At 62.1% G+C, this 20,763-nt stretch carries 24 protein-coding genes; 14 read left to right on the top strand and 10 right to left on the bottom strand.

Going from position 1 to position 20,763, the window contains the following annotated elements; all coding sequences use genetic code 11:
• The first annotated feature begins 48 nt into the window (after positions 1-48).
• The 5 genes from FJ946_RS12800 (at position 49) to FJ946_RS12780 (ending at position 6,553) form a co-directional block, all read left to right on the top strand.
• Positions 49-2,517, top strand: coding sequence for a membrane-bound PQQ-dependent dehydrogenase, glucose/quinate/shikimate family (locus FJ946_RS12800; protein ID WP_140563975.1), 2,469 nt, complete (start codon positions 49-51; stop codon positions 2,515-2,517).
• Positions 2,518-2,937: 420 nt separating this feature from the next.
• Positions 2,938-4,104 carry an HlyD family secretion protein gene (locus FJ946_RS12790; protein WP_140556194.1) on the top strand — a complete coding sequence of 389 codons (1,167 nt, stop codon included), beginning with the start codon at positions 2,938-2,940 and terminating at the stop codon, positions 4,102-4,104.
• The gene (locus FJ946_RS12785; protein WP_140732230.1) at positions 4,101-5,699 is read left to right on the top strand and encodes a DHA2 family efflux MFS transporter permease subunit; all 1,599 of its coding nucleotides are present in this window, start codon (positions 4,101-4,103) and stop codon (positions 5,697-5,699) included. The genes FJ946_RS12790 and FJ946_RS12785 overlap by 4 nt, the downstream gene beginning before the upstream one ends.
• Positions 5,700-5,799: 100 nt before the next feature.
• The gene (locus FJ946_RS30755) at positions 5,800-5,964 is read left to right on the top strand and encodes a hypothetical protein (protein ID WP_181165226.1); all 165 of its coding nucleotides are present in this window, start codon (positions 5,800-5,802) and stop codon (positions 5,962-5,964) included.
• A 145-nt stretch (positions 5,965-6,109) separates the two neighbouring features.
• Positions 6,110-6,553: a PPC domain-containing DNA-binding protein gene (locus FJ946_RS12780; protein ID WP_140513575.1), complete on the top strand. Its 444-nt coding sequence runs from the start codon at positions 6,110-6,112 to the stop codon at positions 6,551-6,553.
• A 19-nt stretch (positions 6,554-6,572) separates the two neighbouring features.
• Here the strand turns inward: FJ946_RS12780 and FJ946_RS12775 are convergent, their stop codons facing one another.
• Complete coding sequence (locus FJ946_RS12775) at positions 6,573-7,181, bottom strand: isochorismatase family cysteine hydrolase (protein WP_140566345.1); 609 nt, start codon at positions 7,179-7,181, stop codon at positions 6,573-6,575.
• Between the two features lie 238 nt (positions 7,182-7,419).
• On the opposite strand from FJ946_RS12775, the gene FJ946_RS12770 reads away from it, so the two are divergent.
• From FJ946_RS12770 to FJ946_RS12760, 3 genes are read left to right on the top strand one after another with little or no spacing between them, the layout of a single operon-like run.
• Positions 7,420-7,836 carry a GFA family protein gene (locus tag FJ946_RS12770; protein WP_140566343.1) on the top strand — a complete coding sequence of 139 codons (417 nt, stop codon included), beginning with the start codon at positions 7,420-7,422 and terminating at the stop codon, positions 7,834-7,836.
• Positions 7,788-8,843 carry an ATP-dependent DNA ligase gene (locus FJ946_RS12765; RefSeq protein WP_140566378.1) on the top strand — a complete coding sequence of 352 codons (1,056 nt, stop codon included), beginning with the start codon at positions 7,788-7,790 and terminating at the stop codon, positions 8,841-8,843. Before FJ946_RS12770 ends, FJ946_RS12765 begins: the two co-directional genes overlap by 49 nt.
• Positions 8,844-8,857: 14 nt before the next feature.
• Positions 8,858-9,274: an HD domain-containing protein gene (locus FJ946_RS12760; protein WP_140566376.1), complete on the top strand. Its 417-nt coding sequence runs from the start codon at positions 8,858-8,860 to the stop codon at positions 9,272-9,274.
• A gap of 77 nt (positions 9,275-9,351) precedes the next feature.
• Here the strand turns inward: FJ946_RS12760 and FJ946_RS12755 are convergent, their stop codons facing one another.
• Entirely contained in the window at positions 9,352-9,690 is a 339-nt protein-coding gene (locus tag FJ946_RS12755; RefSeq protein ID WP_318012459.1) for a DUF427 domain-containing protein, read from the bottom strand.
• Positions 9,691-10,054: 364 nt separating this feature from the next.
• Here FJ946_RS12755 and FJ946_RS12750 point away from each other — a divergent pair, with 364 nt between their 5' ends.
• Positions 10,055-10,336, top strand: a complete 282-nt coding sequence (locus FJ946_RS12750) for a hypothetical protein (protein WP_140496145.1) — start codon at positions 10,055-10,057, stop codon at positions 10,334-10,336.
• Positions 10,337-10,434: 98 nt separating this feature from the next.
• On the opposite strand, the gene FJ946_RS12745 is transcribed toward FJ946_RS12750, so the two are convergent.
• On the bottom strand, positions 10,435-11,052 hold the full coding sequence (locus FJ946_RS12745) for an NAD(P)H-dependent oxidoreductase (protein ID WP_140513580.1): 618 nt from the start codon (positions 11,050-11,052) through the stop codon (positions 10,435-10,437).
• Positions 11,053-11,201: 149 nt separating this feature from the next.
• On the opposite strand from FJ946_RS12745, the gene FJ946_RS12740 reads away from it, so the two are divergent.
• From FJ946_RS12740 to FJ946_RS12730, 3 genes are all read left to right on the top strand, one after another.
• Entirely contained in the window at positions 11,202-11,915 is a 714-nt protein-coding gene (locus tag FJ946_RS12740; protein ID WP_348640074.1) for an MgtC/SapB family protein, read from the top strand.
• A gap of 162 nt (positions 11,916-12,077) precedes the next feature.
• Positions 12,078-12,464, top strand: a complete 387-nt coding sequence (locus tag FJ946_RS12735) for a hypothetical protein (protein ID WP_140513581.1) — start codon at positions 12,078-12,080, stop codon at positions 12,462-12,464.
• 77 nt (positions 12,465-12,541) lie between these two features.
• Positions 12,542-13,732, top strand: coding sequence for an NADH-quinone oxidoreductase subunit D (locus tag FJ946_RS12730; RefSeq protein ID WP_140566340.1), 1,191 nt, complete (start codon positions 12,542-12,544; stop codon positions 13,730-13,732).
• A gap of 54 nt (positions 13,733-13,786) precedes the next feature.
• Here the strand turns inward: FJ946_RS12730 and FJ946_RS12725 are convergent, their stop codons facing one another.
• Both FJ946_RS12725 and FJ946_RS12720 read right to left on the bottom strand, forming a co-directional pair.
• On the bottom strand, positions 13,787-14,224 hold the full coding sequence (locus tag FJ946_RS12725) for a CBS domain-containing protein (RefSeq protein ID WP_140496149.1): 438 nt from the start codon (positions 14,222-14,224) through the stop codon (positions 13,787-13,789).
• A gap of 121 nt (positions 14,225-14,345) precedes the next feature.
• Positions 14,346-14,519 carry a hypothetical protein gene (locus tag FJ946_RS12720; RefSeq protein ID WP_140496150.1) on the bottom strand — a complete coding sequence of 58 codons (174 nt, stop codon included), beginning with the start codon at positions 14,517-14,519 and terminating at the stop codon, positions 14,346-14,348.
• A 202-nt stretch (positions 14,520-14,721) separates the two neighbouring features.
• Between FJ946_RS12720 and FJ946_RS12715 the strand changes: the two genes are divergently transcribed.
• Positions 14,722-14,907 (top strand): hypothetical protein, encoded by a 186-nt coding sequence (locus tag FJ946_RS12715; RefSeq protein ID WP_140496151.1) that lies wholly within the window; start codon positions 14,722-14,724, stop codon positions 14,905-14,907.
• Between the two features lie 25 nt (positions 14,908-14,932).
• Here the strand turns inward: FJ946_RS12715 and FJ946_RS12710 are convergent, their stop codons facing one another.
• Positions 14,933-15,682 carry a metallophosphoesterase gene (locus FJ946_RS12710; protein ID WP_140496152.1) on the bottom strand — a complete coding sequence of 250 codons (750 nt, stop codon included), beginning with the start codon at positions 15,680-15,682 and terminating at the stop codon, positions 14,933-14,935.
• Positions 15,675-16,484: a nucleotidyltransferase family protein gene (locus FJ946_RS12705; RefSeq protein ID WP_140496153.1), complete on the bottom strand. Its 810-nt coding sequence runs from the start codon at positions 16,482-16,484 to the stop codon at positions 15,675-15,677. Before FJ946_RS12705 ends, FJ946_RS12710 begins: the two co-directional genes overlap by 8 nt.
• 269 nt (positions 16,485-16,753) lie before the next feature.
• Here FJ946_RS12705 and FJ946_RS12700 point away from each other — a divergent pair, with 269 nt between their 5' ends.
• The gene (locus FJ946_RS12700) at positions 16,754-18,457 is read left to right on the top strand and encodes an HAD family hydrolase (RefSeq protein WP_140566337.1); all 1,704 of its coding nucleotides are present in this window, start codon (positions 16,754-16,756) and stop codon (positions 18,455-18,457) included.
• 99 nt (positions 18,458-18,556) lie between these two features.
• Here the strand turns inward: FJ946_RS12700 and FJ946_RS12695 are convergent, their stop codons facing one another.
• The 3 genes from FJ946_RS12695 to FJ946_RS12685 all read right to left on the bottom strand — a co-directional run bounded on the left by FJ946_RS12695 (position 18,557) and on the right by FJ946_RS12685 (position 20,719).
• Positions 18,557-18,754 (bottom strand): hypothetical protein, encoded by a 198-nt coding sequence (locus tag FJ946_RS12695; RefSeq protein WP_140566334.1) that lies wholly within the window; start codon positions 18,752-18,754, stop codon positions 18,557-18,559.
• A 173-nt stretch (positions 18,755-18,927) separates the two neighbouring features.
• Complete coding sequence (locus FJ946_RS12690) at positions 18,928-20,274, bottom strand: sorbosone dehydrogenase family protein (protein ID WP_140566331.1); 1,347 nt, start codon at positions 20,272-20,274, stop codon at positions 18,928-18,930.
• Entirely contained in the window at positions 20,261-20,719 is a 459-nt protein-coding gene (locus FJ946_RS12685; protein WP_140496157.1) for a DUF2231 domain-containing protein, read from the bottom strand. The genes FJ946_RS12690 and FJ946_RS12685 overlap by 14 nt, the downstream gene beginning before the upstream one ends.
• Between the last annotated feature and the right edge of the window lie 44 nt (positions 20,720-20,763).

Below are 20,763 nucleotides of genomic sequence, written 5' to 3'. Positions count from 1 at the left end.
GGCCAGCGTTCGAAACAATCATGAGCCTGTCGTAATGGAAATGCTGTCATGACTTCTGCCAATCCGAATCTCGCGGACAGGCGTCGCTCCGGCGTCGCCTTCTGGTGGACTATGTTCGTGGGTGTGCTGCTGGCAATACTTGGTCTGCTGATCGCCGCAGGCGGCGCCTGGCTCGTCGCGCTGGGCGGCTCCTGGTACTATTTGCCCACCGGAGTGGCTCTCCTGGCGGCGGGTGTTTTGCTTTTGAGCGGCAATGCCGCCGGAGTCTGGCTCTACGTCCTGACCTGGATCGCGACGCTCGCCTGGGCTTATTGGGAAGTCGGCATGGACGGCTGGGGGTTGATGCCCCGGGTGCTCGCGCCGACGGTCATCCTGATCTTCGTTCTTTTGACCTTGCCTGCCTTTCGCGCCGGGCACGCGAAACGGGTTCGCGATCGCGGCTGCGCGGCCGCATCCGCTGCCCTTTTCATTGTCGGCTGCGCGATCGGGCTTCAGCATTTCACGCCCTCGGCACAATCCCAGGAGGCATCCCCGGTTGCCCCGGTCACGCCACCCGCCGCAGGAAGCGCATCTGGTCAGTCTCCGGTCAGCCCTCAGCCCAATGTCGCGATACACCAGGCTGGACCGAATTGGCCCGTCTATGGCGGCTCGGAACTTGCCACCCGCTATTCTCCCCTCAAACAGATCACCGCCGACAACGTCGCGAAGCTGACCAAAGTTTGGGATTTCCACACGGGCGATATGCCAAGCAAGGCGGCGACCGACAAATACTCCCCGGAAAACACCCCCCTCGAAGTGGACGGGCACCTGTTTGCATGTTCGGCCAAGGGCATCGTCATCTCGGCCAACGCGGCAACCGGCAAGGAGGAGTGGCGCTATGATCCGAAGGTATCCGACGCCGCCATCCCATACGGCGCCAGTTGCCGGGGCGTCGCCTACTACGCCGTTCCAGGCGCAAGCGCCGATCGACCATGCGCAACACGCATCCTGTGGGGCACGCTCGATGCAAGGCTGATTGCCATCGACGCCAGGACCGGGAAGGCATGTGGCGATTTCGGCCAGCAGGGCGTTGTCGATCTCACCCAGGGGCTCGGCAAGACCGTGCCCGGCTGGTATTCGGTGACGGCGCCTCCGACCGTCGTGCGCGGCATTGCCGTGCTTGGCGCCCAGGTGCAGGACGGCCAGGCCGAGGATGCGCCGTCAGGCGTCGTGCGCGGCTATGACGTGATGTCGGGGAGACTGGTCTGGGCTTGGGACATGGGCCATCCGGACCGCACGGGCGCACCGCCCCAGGGGGATACCTACACGCGCGGCACGCCAAACATGTGGACCGTGGCCGCCGCCGATCCGCAGCTCGGCTATGTCTTCCTGCCGCTCGGCAACGCCGCCGTCGACTATTACGGCGTCGATCGCAAGGACTTCGAAAACCAATACAATTCCTCAATCGTCGCCATCGATGTCACGACGGGCAAGCCGGTCTGGCATTTTCAGACCGTTCATCATGACCTTTGGGACTATGACCTCGGTTCGCAGCCGACGCTCGTCGATTTTCCGTCAGTTAATGGAAAGGTTCCCGCAATTATCGTGCCCAGCAAGCAGGGCCAGATCTACGTGCTCGACCGCAAGACCGGAAAATCGCTGTTCCCGGTCGAAGAACGGCCGGTGCCGTCGGGCGGCGTCGAACCAGAGAAATTGTCCAGGACGCAGCCTTATTCCGGCTATGCCCATCTCGACCAGCCTGTGCTGACCGAGAAGGATATGTGGGGCATGAGTCCGCTCGACCAGCTCTACTGCCGCATCCAGTTCCGGCAGGCTTCCTACCAGGGCGAATATACGCCCCCCACGGTGGACAAGCCTTTCATCGAATATCCCGGCTACAATGGCGGCTCCGACTGGGGAAGCGTTGCCGTCGACACCGACGCCGGCATCCTGGTCGCCAATTACAACGACATGCCCAACTATGATCAGTTGATACCGCGCCAAAAGGCGGACCAGATAGGCTTCAGGTCGATCGAACAGGGCGGCGCTTCGAAAAGGGCCAAGGACATGGGTGACCCGCAGATGGGTTCGCCGTACGCCATTGCCGTCAACGCGGGCTGGCGCCTCTCGACGGGGCTGCTTTGTTCCGAGCCGCCTTACGGCCATATCCGTGCCATCGAGTTGAAGACAGGCAAGACGCTCTGGGACAAGCCGCTCGGCGAGGGGGTCGAGAATGGCCCCTGGCGCATCCCGTCCATGCTGCCGCTGGATATCGGCACGCCAAACAATGGCGGGCCGCTCGTGACCGCCGGCGGCCTGATCTTCATCGCAGCGGCGACGGACGACAAGCTGCGCGCCATCGACATCAAGACCGGGAAGGTGGTCTGGCAGACGGATCTGCCCGCTGGCGGCCAGACCACCCCAATGACCTATGAGGTCGGCGGCCGGCAATATGTCGTCATCGCGCCGGGCGGTCATCATTTCATGGAGACGAAGGTCGGCGACGACGTGATCGCCTATGCGTTGCCGGCCGACTGATGGCGCGCCCGGCGTGGCCCGGACTGGCTTGCGCTTGTCGGCTGGCAAAGCGTGACCCCGGCCGTCAGCCCCCGTGATTTCTGGGGAACCTTGCCGGGATGAGCAGGTTTAGCTGCCTGAGACACTCCAAATTCGTCGGAAGGAGCAGCTCATGAGCAACGATCCCGACAAGGAGGGGCCTGTTTTTCCGCAGAGGATGCGCGGCAAGGCGAGATTATCCTGCGAACGCGAACGCGCCGTATCATCTTCATTGCGGGACTTGTCGGCATCGTGCTGGTGATGATGCTGCTGCACTTCGCCTAGCGCGGCCGGCCACAAACCCTCAATCTGAAACAGGAACTTTTTCGGACGCGGGTCCGTTGATTTACGTCCTTCCAGTACGCGGCTTTTGCCGCACCAACCCTACCGCGGACCGCTAACGTGGACACGAACTCTCCAGACGTCGCACCGGTCGACGAAAGACCTCAAACAAAACGTCGCCCCGATGCACGACCGAAGCGCGCCTCGTCGCGCCCACAACCGAAACAGGACCTCGATGCTTCCGCCGGGAACAAAGAGGGCCTGTTCGGCTCGCTCAGGCGGCACCCCTACGTCACCGCGGCGGTCATCCTTGTTCTGCTGCTGGCATCGGCCGCAGCGATAATCTGGTGGCTCCAGGCGCGACAGTATGAATGGACCGACGATGCCTTCATCGACGCCCGTACCGTAACCATAGGTGCCGAAATCGCCGGCCGCATCACCGATGTGGCGGTGACCGACAATCAGAGCGTAAAGGCCGGCGATGTCCTGCTGCGCATCGATGACAGGGATTATCAGGCATCCCTCAAGCAGGTTCAGGCGCAGGTGGCGCAGGCCGACGCCGAAACCGCTGACATCGCAGCCCAGATCGAAGCGCAGCAGGCCAAGGTGGACCAAGCCCAGAAGCAGGTGTCGCAAGGCCGGGCAGCGCTTGATTTCGCGAAAGCCGAAAATCAGCGCAACAGCGAATTGCTTGCCAAGGGAACCGGAACGCTGCAGCAGGCGCAACAGGCTGCCTCGACGCTTCGCCAGGCCCAGGCGACGCTCGACAGCTCGCAGGCGAACGTCGTGGCGGCCCAGAGACAAGTCGCCGTCCTCGAGGCCCAGCGCAAAAGCGTGGCGGCAAAACTCGACCAGGCCCATGCCAGCGAAGAGCAGGCCCGCACCGCGCTTTCCCGCACCTCGATCACCGCTCCGGTGGCCGGACGGGCGACGAACATATCCGCCGCCGTGGGCGCATATGCCCAACCGGGGCAAGTGCTGATGATGTTCGTGCCCGAGGACGTGTGGGTGAAGGCCAACTTCAAGGAAACACAACTCGACCTTATGCGGCCTGGCCAGCCCGTCGAGATCGATATCGACGCCTACCCGGAGCAGACCTTCAGGGGCCACGTCGACAGCATCCAGGCCGGCAGCGGAACCGCTTTCAGCCTGCTGCCCGCAGAGAACGCGACCGGCAATTTCGTCAAGGTGGTGCAGCGCGTGCCCGTGAAGATCGTCTTCGACAAGAAGACCGGCCTGCTGCTCGGGCCCGGCATGTCCGTCGTGCCGACGGTCAAGGTGCGATGACCGGCCAGGCGACCGCGCAAGCCGGCGAAAGCCGGTCCGCCGCGGGCGGGCGCAATCCCTGGCTTATCGCCATCGTCGTCTCCATCGCCACCTTCATGCTGGTGCTCGATACGTCCATTGCCAATGTGGCGCTGCGCAACATAGCCGGCAGCCTCGCGGCCGGAATGGACGAAAGCACCTGGATCATCACCACCTATCTGGTCGCCAATTCCGTCATCATCCCGATCAGCGGCTGGCTCGCCGGCGTGATCGGCCGCAAACGCTACTACATGATCTGCGTCGCTACCTTCACGCTCGCGTCGCTGCTCTGCGGCCTCGCGCCGAACCTGGAAATGCTGATCCTGTTTCGCATCCTTCAGGGACTGGGCGGCGGTGGGATGGCACCCAGCGAGCAGTCGATCCTCGCCGATACTTTCCCGCCCGAAAAACGCTCGCAGGCCTTCGCGCTCTACGGCATCGCCGTCATCGTTGCACCGACGGTCGGGCCGACCATCGGCGGCTGGCTGACCGACCATTTCTCCTGGCACTGGATCTTCTTCATCAACGTGCCCTTCGGCATCATGTCGTTGGCCCTTGTGCAATGGCTGCTGGTCGAACCAGACGTGCTGGAGCGCGAGCGCCAAGAGAGGCTGAAGGATGGCCTCAAGATCGACTGGGTCGGCTTCATCTTCGTCGTGCTGGCGCTCGGATCCCTTGAGATCTTCCTTGACGAGGGCCAGCGCAACGACTGGTTTGCGTCGGGCTTCATCACGACGTTCGCCGTGATCTCGGCCGTCTCGTTCCTTTTCCTGATCCCCTGGGAGTTTCGCCATCGCGATCCGATCGTCGACATGCGGCTGGTTTTCACCCGCCAGTTCGGCACATCTTTCCTGGTGATGATGGCGGTCGGCGCGGTGCTGTTCAGCACCACGCAGATATTGCCGCAGCTCCAGCAGACCACCTTCGACTACACCGCGACGCTTTCGGGACTTTCGATGATGCCTGGCGGCATCGCCATGCTGATGCTGATGCCGATTTCCGGCTTCGCCTCCGGCTTCGTGCAGCCGAAATACCTGATCATGATCGGCATGTCGGCGGTTGCCGTGGGATTGTGGCACCTGACTTCACTGTCGCCGAATGCCGGTTTCAGCTATTTCACCTATGCCCGCATTTTCATCACGGTAGGGCTTCCCTTCCTGTTCATCCCCATTTCGACGGCCGCCTATGTCGGCCTACCGCCGCAAAAGACCAACCAGGCCTCGGCGCTGATCAATGTCGCCCGCAATATCGGCGGCAGCGTCGGCGTATCGCTCTCCAACACCGTCGTGGCGCAGAACGCACAACTGCATCAGACCCATCTGATCGGCAACACGGCGCAGTCCTCGCCTGTCTATCAGCAGATGCTTCGGCGCATGACTGACTATTTCGTCGCTCAGGGCTCGCCCGCGGTCGAGGCGAAAGTCCAGGCGGTCGGCTGGATTGGCCAGACGATAGGCCGGCAGGCGACGCTTCTGGCTTACGTGGACTTGTTTCGCTACTCCGCGATCGCGACCGCCCTGCTCGTGCCGCTCGCACTTTTGCTGCGCTCTCCCAAGTCGAGTTCCTCCGCGAAATAGCTTCTACCGAGGCAGGCGCTCCTTCGAGCAAGGCAGTTTCATGGAACCGGGCGGCGCTTGTCTGGTTACGTCCCATGACACGGAAAAAGGAGACAGACCGATGGCCAAGGAAAAGATCCGGCCACAAGACGAAGATCGCGAAGCCGTGCATCTGGCCGAAACGACCGACGTCTCGCCCAAGCAGGCGAAAGATCTCATCCGCAAGCACGACAACGACAGGAAAGAGGTGAAAAAGGAAGCCAAGAACTTCAAGGCTGAGGGGTAGGCGTTCGGGCGGATACTGCCGGTCGCTTCGACGCCGCGCGCCTGCCGCAATATGGAACCGGGACGCGAACGGTTCGTTCGAATAAGTGGGCCGGCCTGAAAATTCACCGCCAAGGTTTCTGCACCTTGGCCACAGGACAACGGCAATGAAATCGAAACTGGTTTCGAAAGTCGCGGGACAGAGGACCTTCGTGGTGGTGCTCGAGCCTGGCGAAGAGGCGATTGGCGTGCTCACTGCCTTTGCCAGCGAAGAACAGATCGACGGCGCATCGCTGACCGCGCTCGGCGCGTTCGAGCGAGCAGCGGTCGGTTGGTTCGATTTCGAGGCAAAGGACTATCGCAAGATACCGGTCAACGAGCAGTGCGAGGTTCTCAGCGCGATCGGCGACATTGCCCTGGGCGATGACGGCAAGCCCAGCCTCCACCTGCATGCCGTGCTCGGACTGAGCGACGGAGCGACGCGGGGCGGACATCTGCTGGGCGGCGTCGTGCGACCGACCCTGGAGGTCACACTGGTCGAGTCCCCCGCTCATCTGCGCCGCAGGAAACACGCCGATCTCGGCATCGCCTTGATCGACCTGAGCGCCTGACCTGGACATTGCTTCGAGATCAGGTCCAGTTGGAAAGAACCGTCTCCATCTCGACCGTTTCGACCTGCTGCGCGAACCGCTGATGATAGACGGTCATCAGCGCGTCGTGTGTTGCATCCGAAGAGCTGCACAGGGCATCCGTCACCAGAACCACGCGGTAGCCGATATCGATCGCGCCAAGCACTGTCGCCAGAACGCAGACGTCGGTCTCGCCGCCGGTGATGACCAGAGTGTCGATCCGGCGGGATGAAAGCAGCGTGTGCAGATGCCCTTCGGGCCACGGTGAATAGATATGCTTGTCGACAACGATCGCCGGCGGGCAGCATGCCGCCAGCGGCGGCAGGAGTTCGATCATCTCCTCGCCGATCCTGTCGATGGTCATCGATGCCCAGCGTTCATAGTACCGCTTCCAGGTGCCGGCGCCCTGCCCCGGGCTTCGCGCCGGAAGGAAGCGAGTGAAGATCGTTTGTGAAGGATATCTTTCGGCAAGGCTGACGATCCGGGGAAGGACACGGGTGATCCAGGGTGTCGCCCACTCCGACGGCTCGGCGAACAGCCGCTGCATGTCGACACACAGATGGGCGCAATGATCGCCCAGAGGTCCATATGCCAGACCCGGAACCGACATCAGCAGCGACCCGCTTTGTCGTCTTCGGCGTCGAGCCGGCACAAGGCGGCCAGGGACGGATACCTGAACGCACATGCCAGCCGCATAGGGGTTCCGTTCAAGTCGACATCCTTGCGCTAGTCCCCAGTTTCTCGAGTGCCGACCAAACGCGAGGCAGCGAAACTCGTTCCCCTTGGGCTTTCGGAAACCACATCATCGGTGGAACGTTGACCAGCATCGAGGTTCGAGAGATCGGCCAATGGTCGCGCAGCAAGAAATGAGAGAACGAACCGGGGGATGCCTGTGCGGCAACGTCCGCTATCGCACCATCTCCAGGCCGCGCGCTCACTATTGGCACTGCGACATGTGCCGACGCTCGACCGGCAGTGCGTTCGCAGTCCTGGCGTGGGTACCATCGGCCAGCTTGCAATGGCTTTCCAACAAGCCTTTCTGCCGCAGGTCATCACCCATCGCACAAAGAAGCTTCTGCCGCGACTGCGGATCGCCCATCGCGTTGGCCTACGATGCATCGCCGGATGAGATCGCCCTGCATGTCGGAACCTTCGACGATCCCGCCGATCTCGAGCCACGCTACAATTACGGATCCGCGCAACGGCTCGGATGGACATGCTGCGGTGTGGACCTGCCGCACCACGACGCCGAAGAGCGGTGGTAGAGGCCGTGGCCGCTGCTTTTCCGCTGCCTTTGGATACCCGCCCCATGGAGGCCAAGGCGGCCGACGCGCTGCCGGGCGACGACGGTCTCTGGCAGTATGAGCCGAAGTGGGACGGATTCCGCTGCCTGGCCTTCAAAGGCGGCGCAAGCGTCGATCTCAGGGCCAAGTCCGGCAAGCCGCTCGGCCGGTATTTTCCGGAAATAACGACACTGTTGCGCGATCTCGATACCCAGTCTTTCATTCTCGACGGCGAGATAGTCATCGAGGTGAATGGCGATCCCTCCTTCGAGGCCTTGCAGATGCGGCTTCACCCTGCCGAAAGCAGGATTCGCATGCTGAGCGCGCAAACCCCGGCCCATCTCGTCCTGTTCGATATTCTCGCCGATCCGGACGGCGGGATCATGCTCGACAAGAGCTTGACGGAACGACGGGCCGCGATCGAGCGCTTCGTCACGAGGTCGGGCGTTTCCTCGTTGCGGTTGTCGCCGCGCACCACCGACGTGACCACCGCCAGGCGCTGGCTGGGCGAGGCCGGCCACGGCTCCACCGATGGAGTTGTCGCCAAACTGCTGACGGACCCTTATCGGCCGGGCGAGCGCACCATGATCAAGGTGAAGCGGCTGCGCACCGCGGACTGTGTCGTCGGCGGGTTCCGCTACCTGACGGGCAGCAGCCAGGTCGGATCCCTGCTGCTCGGACTCTATGACGACCACGGCAAGCTCGACCATGTCGGGTTTACGTCGACGATCGGCAAGGACGACAGGGCAGAAATTACCGCGAAGCTCGAGAACCTGAGAGGCGGACCCGGCTTTACCGGCAAGGCTCCCGGCGGACCGAGCCGCTGGAGCACCGAACGCAGCGGGGAGTGGGAGCCCGTGCGGCCGGAGCTGGTGGTCGAAGTCCGTTTCGATCATGTCACCGGCAATCGGTTTCGCCATGGAACGAAACTGCTGCGATGGCGGCCGGACAAGGCGCCGCGGCAATGCCGCTTTGAACAGATCCAATGAAGAAAGGGCTGGCAATGAGCATGCTCTACCGGGCGGCCAAGATTGCCGAGGACGCGCATCGATCGCAGACCGACAAGACCGGGCAACCCTATATCGAACACTGCAGGCGCGTGGTCGACACGGTCGAAACCCTTGACCAGAAGATCGTGGCATATCTGCATGACGTCCTCGAAAAAGGGGAGGGCTGGACAAGGACGAGGCTGAAATCCGCAGGCTTTGGTCCCTCGATTGTCGCCGCAGTCAATGCACTGACGAAGAGGCCTGGCGAGAATGAAATCGCTTTCGTGCGCCGGGCTGCATCAAATCCCCTGGCGCGGCCGGTCAAGCGTGCCGATCTGGCCGACAACCTGTGGCAAGCGCGGCGGGCCGGGATTCCCCTCGCGAAATTTGAAGAGGGCCTGCGCATTCTCGACGAAGACCGCGCAGCGTGAAGGCGACCTGGGCCCGGTGTCATCGCACGACAATCCAATGGAATCGGTTCCCTTGGATAAATCCTGCCGCTGCCCTGCTATTCCACTATGTGAGGCGTGTGGCGCTCGTCTTCAGCGGGATCGGCGTCTATGCGAGCCTTGCCGGGATCGAAGGCGGCGTGGCGAGCAAGCACCCGGACAGGCGCCTCGGGCTCTTCATACGCCCACATGAAATCATCCGCCGATCCGCCAACGGCATGCACGCGCCAATAGCTCGCAGTGCCTTTTGGCGATATCGAGGTGGTATCGGTTTTCTCGAGCAGGTCGAAATAGATGTCCTGGAACGGGATGTAGAACACAGGATCCCTCCCCGTTTCCTGGACCTGCAGCGCATGTTCGGTGGAGGCGATGATGGCGTCGGAGAATCTGACAGTCACCGTTCCATGGAAAGGCTGAATATGGAGATTGTTTCCCGACGGTGATCGGGGCTCGGCTGAAGGGTTCATTTGAGTGTCTCTGAGATTTCCAATCGGTAAAGTTCAAGGGCCGGTCTCAAAGGCAAAACGAGGTAATGCGGGATTGGTTGCGCGAATGCGGCGGCTACCCCGCGATGCTGCATCCCAGGCCCAAGGCGGAACACCAACCGATCCCACTGAGAGGAACAACGGGCCGGGTCGGCGGTTATCCGTTAGCCTTTCCGATTCCACGATCCATCAGGATAGCCGAGTTCTGGCGGCGGAAAGCGACGCAACTGGCGACAAAGGGGCCACATGAGGCACCCGTTCATATCGGAGACATGAGATGGAACCGCGCAAGAAGCAACGATCCGAACAACGGGACGAAACTGAAGCCCCGGCAATCCAGCAGGCGGACTGGGATGCAATCAAGGGCGGCAGGGTTCTTCCAGACAAGGTGTCCGACAATGTCGACGCCGTCGTCGACGTCGAGAAGGAAGGCGACCTGCCGGAGGAGGACGATGACAACGCCTACCAGAACAGCGACGAGGCATTGCCCGATGACGAAGAGGAAGGTGCCATATCGCGCGATCTGGCCAGGCGAGCCGGGCCTTTTGACGAGCCCTGACCCCAAGGGCGCCGACACTGATCTTGCTGGCGCCCGGCAACCATCCAGTGGCCGAGGGTGTCAGGGCAACGGGCACTCCGTGCGTCACGAAAATCTCTTCACTTTCCGACGCCGGGATACTGCCTTTCCTTCAGCACGCTGGCCAGATGGGCCGCATTCGAAGCCGTCATTTCGATCATCTCGACCACGGCTTCCGGCGTTCCGGGCAGGTCGACATAGTTGACGTCGCCCATAGCCTGCCCAACCCAATACACGCCGCCATTGGCAGGAATCGTGAAGCCGACGTCGTTTAGCGCCTGAAAGCACGCCGCGTGACAGGCGTGAGCGCCGTCTTCATTGCCGACGATCGCCACGATCGCGACCTTGCCGGCGGCCGGCATCCGGCCTTGTTTGTCGGTCTCCGATAGAAACGCATCCATGCGCTCCAGGATGCGCTTGGCGACACTCGACGGCTGGCCGAGCCAGATGGGCAGGCCTAGCACGAAGATGTCGGCGTCGAGGATCTTCCTGCGGAGCTGCGGCCAACCGTCTCCCTCGCCCATGTCCGACAGCACGCCGGGTTTGACGTCATGGTCGAGGGCGCGAACAATCTCGCCGCGGACCCCATGCGGCACCATTGCCGCCAGCAGATCCGCCAGCAGGCGGTCCGTGGACGATTTCTCGGCGTCGTCGGAGGCCTTCAAGGTGCAATTGAGCGCAAAGGCGGTGAGCGGCATGGAAAGATCTCCCGAGTGCGTTCTGTGCCAAACGCAGCGGGACGTCGTGGGTTGCCTGAACCCGACAAGAAGCTTCACCTTCCACCTAGGGAACCATCGAACGCTCCGCGGTGTTGGAGAACGAGCCCATTGCGTGAGTCGTCCCCGCTATGACCATGCCGCTTCATCCAACCTTGACCGACCTAGCCCTGCGCCTGGCTCTTGCTTTTGTTGCCGGCGTGATCATCGGAATGAACAGGGAAGCCCGCGGCCACACCGCCGGGCTCAGAACAACCATCCTGGTCGGCCTGGCGGCCGCGATCGCGATGATGCAGGCCAATATCCTGCTCGAGGTGGGTGGCAAGGATGCGGATTCGTTCAGTGTGATGGACGTGCTCCGTTTTCCGCTGGGCGTGCTGACGGGTGTCGGTTTCATTGGCGGCGGAGCCATTCTCCGCCGCGGCGATTTCGTGACGGGTGTCACCACGGCCGCCACCTTGTGGGTCATGACCGCAATCGGCCTCGCCTTCGGCGGCGGGCAACTGGCACTTGGCACAGCGGGGACGGTTTTGACGTTGATAACGCTTCAGGTGCTGAAGCAGGTCGATCTGTGGGTCCCACGAACCCATCATGCGATCCTGGCGATCTCGTCGGCGAACGGCGTTCCGCCTGACCTCGACGCGCTGGTTCAACCGCTGGGCTATCGCTGGCGCTTTCTCGGAATGCAGCACGACATCGAGCGCGGCCGGTTCGTATTCTCCTTCGAGCTGAGCTGGAAACAGCCCGACGCGGCCAAACCCTCCGTCGAGATACTGGCGCGGATCAGTCCGCGCTACGACATCGAACGGTTTGACGCGATCAGCGATAAAGGTCCCCGACCATAGGCAGGGCAGCGATGCGTCCTCGTCCCTGCCTCGGATTCGACCGGAGCCGGAACAAATCCGGACTTCGCGCTTTGAACACGCAACACTGTTCGAGGCGATGGCTTGCTGTCCCTGTCGCGCTTCATCCCGATCGACCCTCCTCGAACAAGGAAGGAAGATATCATGAACAAGGCAATCATCATCCTGGCGGCACTCACTCTGGCTTTGCCTGCCCATGCTCAGTCCCAAAACGCACCCCTTCCCCCGGACGCACCGGCACCGGAAGCCGTGCCAGGTCAGACCGGCCCCGACCAGGGCATCACCGGACAGACATTCACCAACATAGCCATCGTCGCATTGGCGGACTTGCCACCCGACCTCAAGGCCAAGGTCGAGACCGTGGTTGCCCAGACCAGCCAGGAAGACCTTCACGTCCTGCAGCGTTCGGTCAGCGCATCGCCGGAAGCTTCCTCGGTCCTGGCCGCGAATGGACTTGATGCCTCCGAAGTGGTGGCGGCCAACATTGACGGCGACGGCACGCTGACGCTGATCATCCAGACCACGACCTGACGGCGTGGGGCAGAACCCGGTGCTTCGGCGGATGTCCCATTCCCGGTGCCAGGCGGCAACGGTCGAAGGAGGGCGTCATGGCTGACGCGACGGTCCGCAATTTCACGATAAACTTCGGGCCGCAGCACCCTGCGGCGCATGGCGTCCTGCGGCTGGTGCTCGAACTCGACGGCGAAGTCGTCGAACGCGTCGATCCGCATATCGGGCTGCTGCATCGAGGCACGGAGAAGTTGATCGAGTACAAGAACTACCTACAGGCCCTGCCCTATTTCGACAGGCTTGACTATGTGGCGCCGATGAATCAGGAGCACGCCTTCTGCCTGGCGGCGGAGAAGCTGCTCGGGATCTCGGTTCCACAGCGCGGCCAGCTCATTCGCGTGCTGTATTGCGAGATCGGCCGGCTGCTGTCCCATCTGCTCAATGTCACCACGCAGGCGATGGATATCGGCGCCCTCACGCCGCCGCTCTGGGGTTTCGCCGAACGCGAGAAACTGATGGTGTTTTATGAACGGGCATCGGGCGCCCGCATGCATGCCAACTATTTCAGGATCGGCGGCGTACATCAGGATCTTCCCCCGGACCTGTTGGACGATATCTGGGATTTCTGCGATCCGTTCCTCAAGGTCTGCGACAATCTCGAAGAACTGCTCACCGAAAACCGCATATTCAAGCAGCGCAATGTCGACGTCGGCGTCATCGGTCTCGACGATGCCTGGGCTTGGGGATTTTCGGGCGTAATGGTGCGTGGGTCGGGCGCGGCATGGGATTTGCGCAAGGCGCAGCCTTACGAATGCTACCCGCAGATGGATTTCGATATTCCCATCGGCAAGAACGGCGACTGCTATGACCGCTACCTCGTACGAATGGAGGAGATGCGCCAGTCGGTCCGGATCATGAGGCAATGTCTTGACAAGCTACGGTCGCCGCAAGGCCAAGGACCGGTCGCAATTCCCAACCGGAAGATCACGCCGCCACGCCGCGCGGAGATGAAACGCTCCATGGAAGCGACCATTCACCATTTCAAGCTTTACACGGAAGGCCATCACGTGCCCGAGGGCGAGGTCTATGCCGCCGTCGAGGCGCCGAAAGGCGAGTTCGGCGTCTATCTGGTTTCGGATGGGGGCAATGTTCCTTACCGGTGCAAGATTCGCGCGCCGTCCTTCGCACATCTGCAGGCGATGGACTATCTGTCCCGGGGGCACATGATCGCCGACGTCTCGGCGATCATCGGCTCCCTCGACATCGTCTTTGGAGAGATCGATCGCTGAACCGCCGTCGCCGCCCGCGGGACGCGGGCAGCGCTCTCGCAATGTCATCGATGGTCAGTGTGCCGTCTGCGAATGCGCGCCGCCTGCCTGTGAGATGCCGTTCAGCGCTTCGCCGGCTCGTGCTGCCTCGCCGTTTTTCGTGAGATCGCCAAGCGAGATGATGCCAACCAGCCGTTTTTCACGGCTGATCACCGGCAGCCGTCTAACCTGAAGGTCCCCCATCTGCTGGAGCACGTCCTCGATCTCCTCGTCGTCGTAACAGTACCTGATCTCGGCACTCATCACTTCGCGTATCCGCGTATCCGGGCCCCTACCCTGGGCGACGCCACGGACGGCGATGTCGCGATCAGTGATCATTCCGACCAGCCGGTCGTCCTCGCCTACGGGCAGAGCGCCGGCATCGAGGCTGGCCATGGCGGCGGCGGCCTCCCGCAGGGTCTGGTCCGGACTGGCGACCTGAACGCCTTGCGTCATGCAGTTGCCAACTTTCATGATGTTCTCCTTTGGTTGAATCGCCCCTTGCCGTTGCTGCGATGGAAACACGATGGGGGGACAATGGCGCCGGCCCAAGACGTTCCATTGCCACGGGATCGGGATCTCATGCGTCGCACGTTCAGACGACGCGGCTCCCGGCATGCATCGGCGATTCTTCGTTCTCGTCGGGATTGGGCAGAGGCGTCTCGTCCGGGAGTTGTTCCGGATCAGGCTCCTCGATCGGTTCGGGCTTCCAGGTCGGCGCCGGCATCGGCACGTCGCGATTGGGATCTGGTTTTCCTGGGTTTGGCATCGGGATCACCTCCCTTCATTCGGGACGCAACTCCTGGCCGGCGTCATTTGTTCCATCGCCAATTCGCGGTCGCCTCCGGCCTTGCCGCCACGGATCGAGACGGCGCGCTGCCGATCGGATCCGCCGGTCGACTTCAGCCCCGTCTTTCGGAACCGGACGGTTTTCCAATCCGTTGTCTCGGCATCGATCGAGGAGAAAGACGATGGCTGGTGACGAGAGAATTTCCGGCAGCAACTTGCCCCAAGTCGCGGTCGACAGTGAACAGGTCCGGCAACTGGTGGCGACAGCCGATCTGCCGTCCAATCAGGCACGCGAGCTCGTGCGCCGTCACGGCAACGATCCGCACAAGCTCGAAGAACTGGCAAAATCGATCAAAGCGGTAAGCTGACCGTCAGGACGGCGTCCCGACTCCGTCAGATTTCAAGCAAGGCATAGGGTCGGCCGGTCGGTTTGGAAACGTGCATGGCGACGTTGTAGACCCTCGCCCCGCCGGGCGTGCGGCCCTCATAGCTTCCCCGATGCGCATGGCCGTGCACGACAGCACTGACCTGGAACCGGTCGATCGTTTCCGCCAGCCGCGACGAGCCCAGAAACGGAAATATCTCCAGGGGTTCGCCGGCGATGGTCTCGACGATCGGAGCGTAGTGCAAAATGACAAGCGTGCGTTTTGCGCGAACCTGGCGCATCGCGTTCTCAAGCCGCATGGCCTCGCTGACGCTCTCGGCGACCATCGACTTGATGGCCGGCTCGCCGAAGGAGCCGAGCATGCGTGAACCGAACCCCCCGACGAACCCTTTCACGCCGACAAAACCGACCTCCTCTATTTCGGTCGTCTGCCCGTCGAGGAGATGGACGCCCGCTTGACGCAAGATTTCCGCGACGTCCTCGACCGCACCGGATTCATAATCGTGGTTGCCGAGCACGCCGACCACCGGGATAGAGCAGGCGCGCAGGTCTTCGGCGAGGATCTCGGCTTCGCGGGGCTTGCCCAGATTGGTCAGATCGCCTGGAAGAACGAGGATATCGGCCTCGCGCGACATTTCGCCGAAGAGATCGCGATACGATGTCTGGGCGTCCTCCTTCACATGCAGGTCGCCAACGGCCGCCACCTTGATCGTGGCGGTGCCCTCCATCGCCGGAGCGTCTTCGGTCCGTTCAGCCATCACGAAATTCTCCTGTACCGCCGACGCCGGCGAAGCCCCATTCCTTGACGTCGATTTCGTAATCGGTCTGCGAAAGCAGGCGCCCGCGGCAGATCTTCATTCTGGGGGAAGGCAATTGGCGCTGCTTGGCAAGGCGGTCGAGCAGTTCGTCAAGCAGCCATGTGGGGATGCGGTCGCGCTCGCTCGGATAGATCCATCTGAAACTGAGAATCTGCATCAGCAGCACTTCCCAGTGGACTTCCAGGTAGGAGAGCAGCCTGTGCCAGTCGATCTGGTCCTGCGCCTTGAGGATCGTATGGGCGATGTCCGCCCCGTCATGACGCCCTCGGTCCTGGATGAAGCATTTGGACCATATGAGCTCGGTCGGGCCGACGATCCTCACTCGGCTTCCCAGCAGTTCGGTTTGGCGGGCATGCTCCATCCACTGGTCGCTCACGGGCATCGTTCCATTCGCCGAGGCGAATATGATGTCGAAGAAATGCGTGCCCTTGAAGACCTTCCCAAGCCACCGGTCGTCCTCGATCTCGACCGCGTAGCCGAGCTGCTTGAAATGGGCCAGGATGCGCGAGAAGTCGCCTGCCTTGCAGAAGATATCGAGATCCTTGGTCTGACGGATGACGCCGGTGTAGGCGCTTACCGCATAGGTTCCGGCGACAAGGAAAGGAATGTCGGTGGCGGCGAGTTCGCGAATGGCTTCGGTATAGAACACCTCCGCCTCGGCGTTCTTGAGCGTCGGGGCGGCCTTTGCGTCGATCGCGGGAAGGGATGCCGGAACAGTTCCCGGCAACGGATCGTTGATCATGGCACGCATGGCTCCCACACTTCGGCCACCGATTGATCGCCCGCGTTGTTAACAGCGGGAACCCTGCCTGGTTCCGCCATGGTCGCGTCGCGGTCTGAAGGAAATCGGGCGCGACGGGCAAAATTGCCCGCGGAGTCCTGGGTTTCAATATGATTGCATGGGCCGTTTCCCTGCATGGAACCATCGCCATTGGGCATCGTTAGCCCGAACAGCCGAAGCTGCCTTCGGGCGATCGGGGTGTCTGGTTTCAAGCGCAGACGATATCCAGGATGTATGTTCTTGCCCTAGCGACAGACTATGACGGCACGCTCGCCGAAGACGGGGTCGTCTCCGATGCGACCTATGCTGCGCTCGAACGGCTGAAGCAGACGGGCCGCAAGCTGATCATGGTGACCGGCCGCGAGCTTGCCGATCTCGAGCGGGTCTTTCCGGCACTCGACATCTTCGATAGGGTGGTCGCCGAAAACGGCGCGTTGATCTATACGCCCGCTTCGAAGAAGGAGCGGCTTTTGGCGCCGGCGCCCCCGGCTGAATTCGTCGACCGGCTGAAGCGTCGCGGGGTCGCGCCCCTGTCGGTCGGACGCTGCGTCGTGGCCACCTGGGAACCACAGGAAGCCGCCGTGCTGTCGGAGATCAAGGAGCTTGGACTTGAGCTCGAGATCATCTTCAACAAGGGCGCGGTGATGGTGCTGCCAAGCGGGGTCAACAAGGCCACCGGCCTTGCCTGCGCACTCGAGGAATTGGGGTTTTCCGCCCACAACGTCGTCGGTGTCGGCGATGCCGAGAACGACCATGCATTCCTGCGCGCCGTCGGCTTCGGCGTCGCCGTAGCCAACGCATTGCCGACCGTTAAGGAGACGGCGGATTTCGTCACAGCCAGCCCTCGAGGTGCCGGCGTGGTGGAACTGATCGAACAGCTCATATCGCGCGATGCCGGCTTCGTGGAGACGGCTCGCCAACATGTGGAAGTGGGAACCGACATATCGGGCGCGCAGGTGCACCTTTCACCGCATGGCGGCGGCGTGCTGCTGGCCGGCACATCCGGAATCGGCAAATCCACGCTTGCCACCGCGTTGACCGAGCGCTTTGTCGAGAAGGGTTTTCAGTTTTGCGTTCTCGACCCCGAAGGCGACTATCAGGAACTCGAGAATGTGGTGGTGGTTGGCGACGCCAAGACCCCGCCGATCTCGCGTGAGGTCTTCGATCTTCTGTCCAAGCCAACCAACAATGTCGCTGTCAACATGCTGGGGCTGAAGACCGCCGAACGGCCCGGCAATTTTGCCAAGCTGCTGCCGGACATGGCCAGCATTCGCGCGCGCACCGGCCGACCGCATTGGCTGATCATCGATGAGGCGCATCATCTCTTGCCCCAGGCCCGTGACGGCGCGTCTTTCGCGCTGCCCAAGAGCCTCCCCGCGACCATCCTGATCACCGTGCACCCCGATCTGGTTTCGCGCGACGTCCTGGCTGGCGTCGAAACCGTCCTGGCGCTTGGACCGGAAGCCGACAAGATCGTCGCAAGCTTCTGTGCCGCCACCGGCATCGACGTCCCCGACGGCGCCGTGCCGCCGCCAAAGGACGAAGTCCTGTTTTGGAAACGATCATCGGGCGAGCCGATCAGGACGGTCAAGGTCGAACGGCCCCGCCAGGTTCGCAAGCGGCACATGCGCAAATATGCCGAGGGCGACCTTGGCGACAACAGCTTCTATTTCCGGGGGCCGGACGGAGCGCTTAACCTGAAAGCGCAGAACCTGATGATGTTCCTTCACATCGCAGAAGGCATCGACGATCGCACCTGGGAACATCACCTGCGCGCCGGCGACTATTCGAAATGGTTCCGCAGCAAGATCAAGGACAAGACCCTCGCCGACGAGGTGGCGGACATAGAAACGGATACCGGCACGGACATGCAGGAGAGCCGCGCGGCCATCGCCGAGGCCATTGGCCGCCGTTACACTGCTCCCGCGGACTGACCTTGAGCCGGGGTAGACACAAGCCCATCCCGATTCCTCGGGATGGGCCTCTCTCATGTCATGATACGGAGCGAGCGTCAGCGCGCCTGGCTGAAATGCCTAGCGGTTTTTGTGGCTCTGTTGGCCCGCTTTTACATGTTGTTCGTGCGAGCCGCCCCGCATGTTGGAGCCGTCGCCCTGTTGCCGCTCATTGTTGCCTGCGGCCTGTTGCTGCTGGCGGTTCTTGTTTTCCGTGTTCTTGTGGCTCTGCTGGCCCGCCTTCACATGTTGCTCGTGGCTACCACCTTGATTGGGCATGGTAATTCTCCTTTCAATCCAACTTCGAGACGACGGTCGTCTCCCCCGGAGAATGCAGATTTCGGCGCCGACGTTCCCTCACGTAATATTTCGTGACATCCTGCCAAAGGGACGAAGGCGGACCGAGCTTGATGCCGACCGGCGGGAGAGCGACATGCCTGAAGCAGCGATCATCACCCCGAGGGTGTGACGCGCCACACTGTGTTTCCGACATCGTCCGCGATCAGCAGCGCTCCGGTTTTGTCGATGGCAACGCCGACCGGCCGACCACGCGCCTCCTCCTGGTCGTTGAGGAAACCTGTGACGACGTCTTGAGCCATGCCACTCGGACGGCCACCGCTGAATGGCACGAAGACGACTTTGTAGCCATTCAGCCCGGGACGGTCCCAGCTGCCGTGCTCGCCGACAAAGGCGCCGCCTCGATATGTCTGCGGCAGGCTGGTTCCGGTGTAGAAGGCCATGCCCAACGGTGCCACATGCGAGCTCAGCGCATAGTCGGGAACGATCGCCTTGGCGACCAGATCGGGGCGCTGCGGCATTACCCGGGGATCGACATGCTGGCCGTAATAGCTGTACGGCCAGCCGTAGAAGCCGCCATCCTTCACCGATGTCATGTAGTCCGGCACCAGATTTGGCCCAAGTTCATCGCGCTCGTTGACGACGGTCCAGAGTGCTCCGGTCTGCGGCTCGAAGCTCAAGCCGTTCGGATTGCGCAATCCGCTGGCAAAAATGCGCGATCGTCCGGTGGCCCTGTCCACCTGCCAGATCGCGGCACGATCCTTTTCCGCGCCGATGCCATTTTCGGTGATGTTGCTGTTCGAACCGACGCCGACATAGAGCAACGAACCGTCCGGGCTGGCGACGAGGCTTTTGGTCCAATGATGATCGATCGGACCGCCCGGCAATTCCGTCAACCTGACACCCGGCGCGGTGATCTTGGTGTCGCCTGGTTTGTAGGGGTAGCGCATGATCGCGTCGGTGTTGGCAACATAGAGGTCGTTTCCCACCAGGGCGACGCCGAAGGGCGAATTCAGGTGATCGAGGAACACATCCCGGACGTCAGGCACGCCGTCGCCATTGCTGTCACGCAGCAAGGTGATGCGGTTGCTCGGTCCCGTATCGCCGCCCGAGGTGACAAGCGATTCGATCAGGCCCATCACAATGTCCTTCGGCCGTTTGGCTGGCGGTTCCGGCGGGGCCTTCGATTCGACGACCAGCACATCGCCGTTCGGCAGGATGTAGAGCGAGCGCGGATGCTGAAGCCCGGTCGCCAGCGCATGGATCTGCAGGCCCTGCGCTACCGTCGGCGTTTCGTCCTTCTTCCAACCGACGACGGATGCAAGATGCATCGGCGGGAACAGATATTGCTTTATCTCCGGCAAATTCGGGTTGGGGCCGATCTGAGTGCTTGGGTCGGCGGCGTCGTCGCTGCAGCCGGCAGTGCCGAGCGTGGCAAAGCAAAGGAACGCAAGCCCTGTACCATAAGCGCGTCGCTTGCCGGATCGATCAAACGGTTTCATCGGCCACTCCCACGTGGTGGCGGTAGACAAGGGCCCAGCCCAGCCAGCCGGTAAATATCAGGATGAGTACCACCAGTGCCGACAGGATCAGGCCTGTCGGCAGGACCGAGGTCCAGGCATCACGGGTATGTATGAGCATGTTGAAGAAGGAGAGTATGACCGCCAGCGCATTGCCCAGCATGTGCAGCCACGCCGTTTTATGTGCGCGCACCCGGCGATCGCCCAGGAAGTCGGTGAAGCCGGCAATGGCGGCCAGCACGCCGACGATCACCCCGACCGTCAGCAGCCAGGCGGAGAAATTCGCCCACATCATCTCCGCCGTCCGCCAGTAGTTCAGGTCCGTCAGCAATGCGCCGACGAAGCAGGCGATGGGAATGGGCACGAGCATCGGATGGATGGGATGGCCGGCGATGCTGGCCGTGGAAGCCGGATTCTCCCTTGCCATGAGGAAGTCCTTCCATATCAACTCTTGGTTGGCCCATAAACAAT

It is taken from the genome of Mesorhizobium sp. B2-4-7 (assembly GCF_006442685.1).
Lineage (GTDB): Bacteria > Pseudomonadota > Alphaproteobacteria > Rhizobiales > Rhizobiaceae > Mesorhizobium.
This window is presented reverse-complemented; position numbering and strand designations above follow the sequence as displayed.

Bases quoted from the DNA above. Each gene is read 5' to 3' on its own strand.
- FJ946_RS12800 (WP_140563975.1), top strand. From the start codon at position 49: ATGACTTCTGCCAATCCGAATCTCGCGGACAGGCGTCGCTCCGGCGTC.
- FJ946_RS12785 (WP_140732230.1), top strand. From the start codon at position 4,101: ATGACCGGCCAGGCGACCGCGCAAGCCGGCGAAAGCCGGTCCGCCGCG.
- FJ946_RS30755 (WP_181165226.1), top strand. From the start codon at position 5,800: ATGGCCAAGGAAAAGATCCGGCCACAAGACGAAGATCGCGAAGCCGTG.
- FJ946_RS12780 (WP_140513575.1), top strand. From the start codon at position 6,110: ATGAAATCGAAACTGGTTTCGAAAGTCGCGGGACAGAGGACCTTCGTG.
- FJ946_RS12775 (WP_140566345.1), bottom strand. From the start codon at position 7,181: ATGTCGGTTCCGGGTCTGGCATATGGACCTCTGGGCGATCATTGCGCC.
- FJ946_RS12770 (WP_140566343.1), top strand. From the start codon at position 7,420: ATGGTCGCGCAGCAAGAAATGAGAGAACGAACCGGGGGATGCCTGTGC.
- FJ946_RS12765 (WP_140566378.1), top strand. From the start codon at position 7,788: ATGCTGCGGTGTGGACCTGCCGCACCACGACGCCGAAGAGCGGTGGTA.
- FJ946_RS12760 (WP_140566376.1), top strand. From the start codon at position 8,858: ATGAGCATGCTCTACCGGGCGGCCAAGATTGCCGAGGACGCGCATCGA.
- FJ946_RS12750 (WP_140496145.1), top strand. From the start codon at position 10,055: ATGGAACCGCGCAAGAAGCAACGATCCGAACAACGGGACGAAACTGAA.
- FJ946_RS12745 (WP_140513580.1), bottom strand. From the start codon at position 11,052: ATGCCGCTCACCGCCTTTGCGCTCAATTGCACCTTGAAGGCCTCCGAC.
- FJ946_RS12740 (WP_348640074.1), top strand. From the start codon at position 11,202: ATGACCATGCCGCTTCATCCAACCTTGACCGACCTAGCCCTGCGCCTG.
- FJ946_RS12735 (WP_140513581.1), top strand. From the start codon at position 12,078: ATGAACAAGGCAATCATCATCCTGGCGGCACTCACTCTGGCTTTGCCT.
- FJ946_RS12730 (WP_140566340.1), top strand. From the start codon at position 12,542: ATGGCTGACGCGACGGTCCGCAATTTCACGATAAACTTCGGGCCGCAG.
- FJ946_RS12725 (WP_140496149.1), bottom strand. From the start codon at position 14,224: ATGAAAGTTGGCAACTGCATGACGCAAGGCGTTCAGGTCGCCAGTCCG.
- FJ946_RS12720 (WP_140496150.1), bottom strand. From the start codon at position 14,519: ATGCCAAACCCAGGAAAACCAGATCCCAATCGCGACGTGCCGATGCCG.
- FJ946_RS12715 (WP_140496151.1), top strand. From the start codon at position 14,722: ATGGCTGGTGACGAGAGAATTTCCGGCAGCAACTTGCCCCAAGTCGCG.
- FJ946_RS12710 (WP_140496152.1), bottom strand. From the start codon at position 15,682: ATGGCTGAACGGACCGAAGACGCTCCGGCGATGGAGGGCACCGCCACG.
- FJ946_RS12705 (WP_140496153.1), bottom strand. From the start codon at position 16,484: ATGATCAACGATCCGTTGCCGGGAACTGTTCCGGCATCCCTTCCCGCG.
- FJ946_RS12700 (WP_140566337.1), top strand. From the start codon at position 16,754: ATGTATGTTCTTGCCCTAGCGACAGACTATGACGGCACGCTCGCCGAA.
- FJ946_RS12695 (WP_140566334.1), bottom strand. From the start codon at position 18,754: ATGCCCAATCAAGGTGGTAGCCACGAGCAACATGTGAAGGCGGGCCAG.
- FJ946_RS12690 (WP_140566331.1), bottom strand. From the start codon at position 20,274: ATGAAACCGTTTGATCGATCCGGCAAGCGACGCGCTTATGGTACAGGG.
- FJ946_RS12685 (WP_140496157.1), bottom strand. From the start codon at position 20,719: ATGGCAAGGGAGAATCCGGCTTCCACGGCCAGCATCGCCGGCCATCCC.